This window comes from Pedobacter sp. UBA5917 (assembly GCF_002432345.1).
Lineage (GTDB): Bacteria > Bacteroidota > Bacteroidia > Sphingobacteriales > Sphingobacteriaceae > Pedobacter.
This window is the reverse complement of the sequence record NZ_DJDT01000120.1, coordinates 1-4494: the sequence shown is the minus strand read 5'-3', so window position 1 is coordinate 4494 and position 4494 is coordinate 1. Positions and strand designations below refer to the sequence as shown.

Genomic DNA, 4494 nt, shown 5'->3' with positions numbered 1-4494 from the left:
TCGGCTACGCTCAGGAGGTTAATTGGTTAACTGTGATGTAAAATGCAGGGGATAATGTGACTAAGGTTAACTGTATAAACTGGTTAATTGGTTAACTGATGAGTAATTTACAGAATTAACGATATCAGCAACCAACAATCAAACAGTTAATCACTTTAGCATTGGATTTGGCGTATTACGATCAATTAATCAATAACAAATAGCCAGTTTAACGTATGGGGTTAGGTGTATTGCGATCAATTAATCAATAACAAATAGACAGTTTAACGTATGGGGTTTGGCGTATTGCGATCAGTTAACCAATTTAAACAGTTAACCGCTTAACCAATAACCAGTTTTCAGTTGGCAATTTGCAATTAACAATTTAACAATCCAGCAATTAATCAGTTAACCGTTTAACCAATAAAAGAAACTAATTCTTCTTCAACCCCTCATACTTGCCAATATTCGCCGGATCAATTTCTGCCAGCATATTGTAGGCTTTCATGCGCTCCTGTCCGTTAAGTTTGGAAAGTACATTGGTTATTTCCTCAGCCTTTGATGCGAAATAAACATTCGGGAAAATGGAACCCAGTTTTTGTTTATCCATCTGGGCTAACGCTGGGAGGGCAGCGACTATCTGTGTTAAACCTTTATCGTTATCCGTAAGCTGATCTAAGCCGCTTAAATGATAGCTGTAAATAAATGTGCGCAGTTCACCGAAAATAGGGTTCAGCACATTTTCGTTAAACCAAAAACGGTTGCGTAAACCATCGGCAGCTTTCCAGCCTGTATTGCCCGAGGCCTGTGCCAGATTGATAATGTTCTGTGCTTTTTTATAAAAAGGTGTTCCGCCCATTCGGCTAAAGCTGTCTTTATCCATGCCGATAATGGTGTAGGCATAATAAGAGAGTAGGGCACTGATGTTAGAAATAAAATTCTGGTCGGAAAAATCGATTGTAGAACCATCCAGGTAATTGAAATCAAAGTTCTTATCGCTCATATTTAACAGCGTACTGTTGTAAGAACTGTTAAAAACGGGCCGGCTGCTCTGTATCTGTGCCTCGGCCGTGTAGCCAGAGCCACCATCCCACGAGTTGATGGTAATTACAAAACTACATTCAATACGCTCCTGGGGCTTGTAACTTTCGTTACTAAATTTATTGTTGTTTAGAAAATCGCGGATGGTTTTCTGAAGTGCTTCTATGGTAGGTTTGCTAATGTTCGAAACCTGTGGCGCCAATAAAGTTACTCTTGCATTTAGCTCCTGCGCCTTTACTTTCCCGAAACCAACCAATAACAATATCCAAAAAATCTTTTTTATCATTTCGCAATTTTTAAAATGGCAGCACAAATATCCTTAGCTACGTCGGTTTTCGATTTCATCTCGAATACGGTCCGCTCTAATGCTTTGTTAAAAATAGTAATTTTATTGGTATCTGATTTAAATCCTGCGCCCTTATCATTCAAAGAATTTAAAATCACCAGGTCGAGGTTTTTCTTCTCCAGTTTGCCTTTGGCATAATTCTCTTCATCATTGGTTTCCAGGGCGAAGCCAACCAGAATCTGACCTACTTTTTTTAACCTTCCTAAAGAAGCAAGGATATCGGTTGTTTTTTCCAGTTCAAGCACGAGGTCGCTATCCTGTTTTTTGATTTTCTGTGTGGCTACCTGTTTCGGACGATAATCGGCCACAGCGGCACACATAACGGTAATATCAGTTGCGGGGAATACCGAAGAACAGGCTTCGAACATATCCTGAGCACTTACCACATCAATTCTTTTTAAATTTTGAGTTGCTTTTTGGGCTGTAGGTCCGGCAATTAGAGTAACATCGGCACCTAGTTTTGCCAGTTCATCAGCAATAGCAAAACCCATTTTACCCGAAGAATGATTACCAATAAAACGTACAGGATCAATTGCCTCGTAAGTAGGACCTGCGGTAACCATCACCTTTTTACCAAATAAAGGCGACGCCTTTTTAATCGTATTATCCAGAAAAGAAACAATTTCTTCAGGTTCGGCCATGCGGCCCTCGCCCCAAAGTCCGCTTGCCAATTCGCCATTGCCAGGTGCAATAACCGTATTACCAAAGCTAACAATCCGTTCGATATTACTCTGGGTAGTTTCGTGTTTCCACATATCGAGGTCCATTGCCGGGGCAACATAAACCGGGCATTTGGCCGAAAGGTAAACTGCAGTTAGCAAATTATCGCATATCCCTGTAGCAAGTTTCGCCAGCGTGTTGGCACTTATCGGGGCAATGATGATGAGATCGGCCCAAAGGCCAAGTTCAACATGGTTGCTCCACACACCGGTTTCTTCTTCGAAGTATTGGGTGTAAACGGGGTTTTTAGAAAGCGTAGCAAGGGTAAGTGGTGTAATGAAATTAGCACCATCAGGGGTAAGAATAACCTTAACGTTTGCACCGGCTTTAACAAGCAGCCGAACCAAAAATGCCGACTTATATGCTGCGATGCTACCGCAAACGCCAAGGATTATATTTTTATTTTCTAGCATAGGGTACAGTGCATGGGGCATAGAGCATTGATATGCTTACAAAACTGCGCCATGCTCTTTGCCCTCTGCTAATTATTTTTGTTCTTTAGCAGGATTTCTGTGATAAATTTTCTCGTTCAAAAATTCATCAATAGCAACCAAAACAGGTTTAGGCATACGCTCGTAGTGCTTGCTGATTTCGATCTGCTCACGATTTTCGAAAATTTCTTCCAAATTATCGTTGCTTGATGCAAATTCTGCCAATTTACCGTGTAACTCCTCTTTAACGTTGTTCGAGATCTGATTTGCCCTTTTAGCAATAACCACTAACGATTCGTAAAGGTTATCAGTAGTTCTATCTAAATCGTGTACGTTTCTGGTTACTGTAGTATTTGGTACAGCAGGTTTGTTAGTATTCATGTATTAATTGTTTTTAATATTCGTATTATCTGCTTTTGTTGGTTTATTAGAAAGGGTATCTTTCAATTTACCCGTTCTGATCAACATCTGCTTGTATTTTTCCTGATCGGCTGCATATAAGGCCAATTCTTGCTTAGTAAGTGCAATACCTGTTTCAACATCAGTTTTAAGGTCTTTTGCTTCTTTAGTCCATTTACTATCAGGGTGGTTTTCCGTAAACTCGGTGTATAAATTAAGCGCCTCGTTATAACGGTCTTCCTGACGGATCACATAGCTGTTTTTTGCGTATAAATATTGTGCTTTGATCATCAGAAAATCCATTTCTTCAGCATATTTAATGTCTGGAAAATCCCTCTGTGCATTCTTTAAAGCAATAACGGCAGCCCTGTAATTATCTACGTTACTCGGGCCGGTAGTTAAATACATTTTTGCGTTTTCAAAAGCTTTATCTTCTAATTTACCCCTTAAAGTAGCAATATATTTACCTGCTGCAGCAGCACGGTCGCTGGTAGGGTATAAGTTGATGAACAATTGTAACGCATCAATAGCTTTATAGGTATTTTCCTGGTCTAAAGAGAAACTTGGCGATTCTAAATAGAAACAGTAAGCACCCATGTACCTGGCTTCTTCTGCATTTTTACTGGCTGGGTAAGTATCCGCAAAGCTTTTAAACTGGTACCTTGCAGTAGTATAATCACTTAATCTATATAGTGTGTAAGCATAATAATAGTTCAGATCCTCAGCTTCTGCACGGCCACGGTATTTTTGAGAAAGGTCCTCAAAAAGCACCAATGCTTTACTGTAATCGCGTTTATTATACAAACGAAGGGCCTCCTGGTACTTTTTTGCAACATCGTTACTCGCTCTCAATTTCTCGAAACGACTTTTACAACCCGCAATACCCAGAGCGGCAACAAATACTAAAATAATTAAGTGTTTAACTTTAAACATTCTGCAAAGATAATTAATAATACGATAACATCAATAAAAACAATTCGCCGCTAAGCTATGCAAAGCAATTCAGTACAATATAACAGTTAACAAATTTTAACATATATAAGGATAGCTATTATACTATATAGTGTTTGCTTTTCCTTTTTCAGTAAATCAGGTTCCGTGCTACTATATATGTAATGGTATTGCTATTAGCTTGGGCTGCTACTTCCGAAGTTTGATTAGGGTAGCGCGGGTGGGATAACTTCGGAAGTCTAAAATATCTTCTTTTTCAGTAAATCAGGTTCCGTGCTACTATATAGGTGTGTTCCTGCTATCCACTGCAAAGCCTTTCCCGATGAAAAATCGGGATTCGGGTTTTCCGCTGCTATCAGGTTTAGGTGGCCACACCTTCCGAAGTTTCAAGGGATGGGAGTGCCGGCCAACTTCGGAAGTTTAGCCGATTTCTTTACTCCAGCCGTCATCCTGAACTTGTTTCAGGATCTATTTAAACCTATCAGGTTTCGCAAACCTGATAGGTTTTGGCAGCCTCAAACACAGATTTCTTCAAAAAGTTTTGCCAAAGGAAAAAAAAATCCTGCTGTAAACCATCAACTTACGTTAAACCGTCCGGTTAATTGTAAATAATCTTTGCAGGGGCAG

At 39.7% G+C, this 4494-nt stretch carries 4 protein-coding genes; all 4 read right to left on the bottom strand.

Annotated features, from left to right (window positions below; translation table 11 throughout):
- Positions 1-412: 412 nt before the first annotated feature.
- The gene (locus B2V92_RS07080; RefSeq protein WP_293306203.1) at positions 413-1306 is read right to left on the bottom strand and encodes a DUF4835 family protein; all 894 of its coding nucleotides are present in this window, start codon (positions 1304-1306) and stop codon (positions 413-415) included.
- A complete protein-coding gene (gene coaBC / locus B2V92_RS07075) occupies positions 1303-2499 on the bottom strand; it encodes a bifunctional phosphopantothenoylcysteine decarboxylase/phosphopantothenate--cysteine ligase CoaBC (protein ID WP_293306201.1) in 1197 nt (398 codons plus the stop codon). The genes B2V92_RS07080 and coaBC overlap by 4 nt, the downstream gene beginning before the upstream one ends.
- A gap of 72 nt (positions 2500-2571) precedes the next feature.
- On the bottom strand, positions 2572-2898 hold the full coding sequence (locus tag B2V92_RS07070; protein WP_131560376.1) for a DNA-directed RNA polymerase subunit omega: 327 nt from the start codon (positions 2896-2898) through the stop codon (positions 2572-2574).
- A 3-nt stretch (positions 2899-2901) separates the two neighbouring features.
- On the bottom strand, positions 2902-3849 hold the full coding sequence (locus B2V92_RS07065) for an outer membrane protein assembly factor BamD (RefSeq protein WP_293306196.1): 948 nt from the start codon (positions 3847-3849) through the stop codon (positions 2902-2904).
- Positions 3850-4494: the final 645 nt, after the last annotated feature.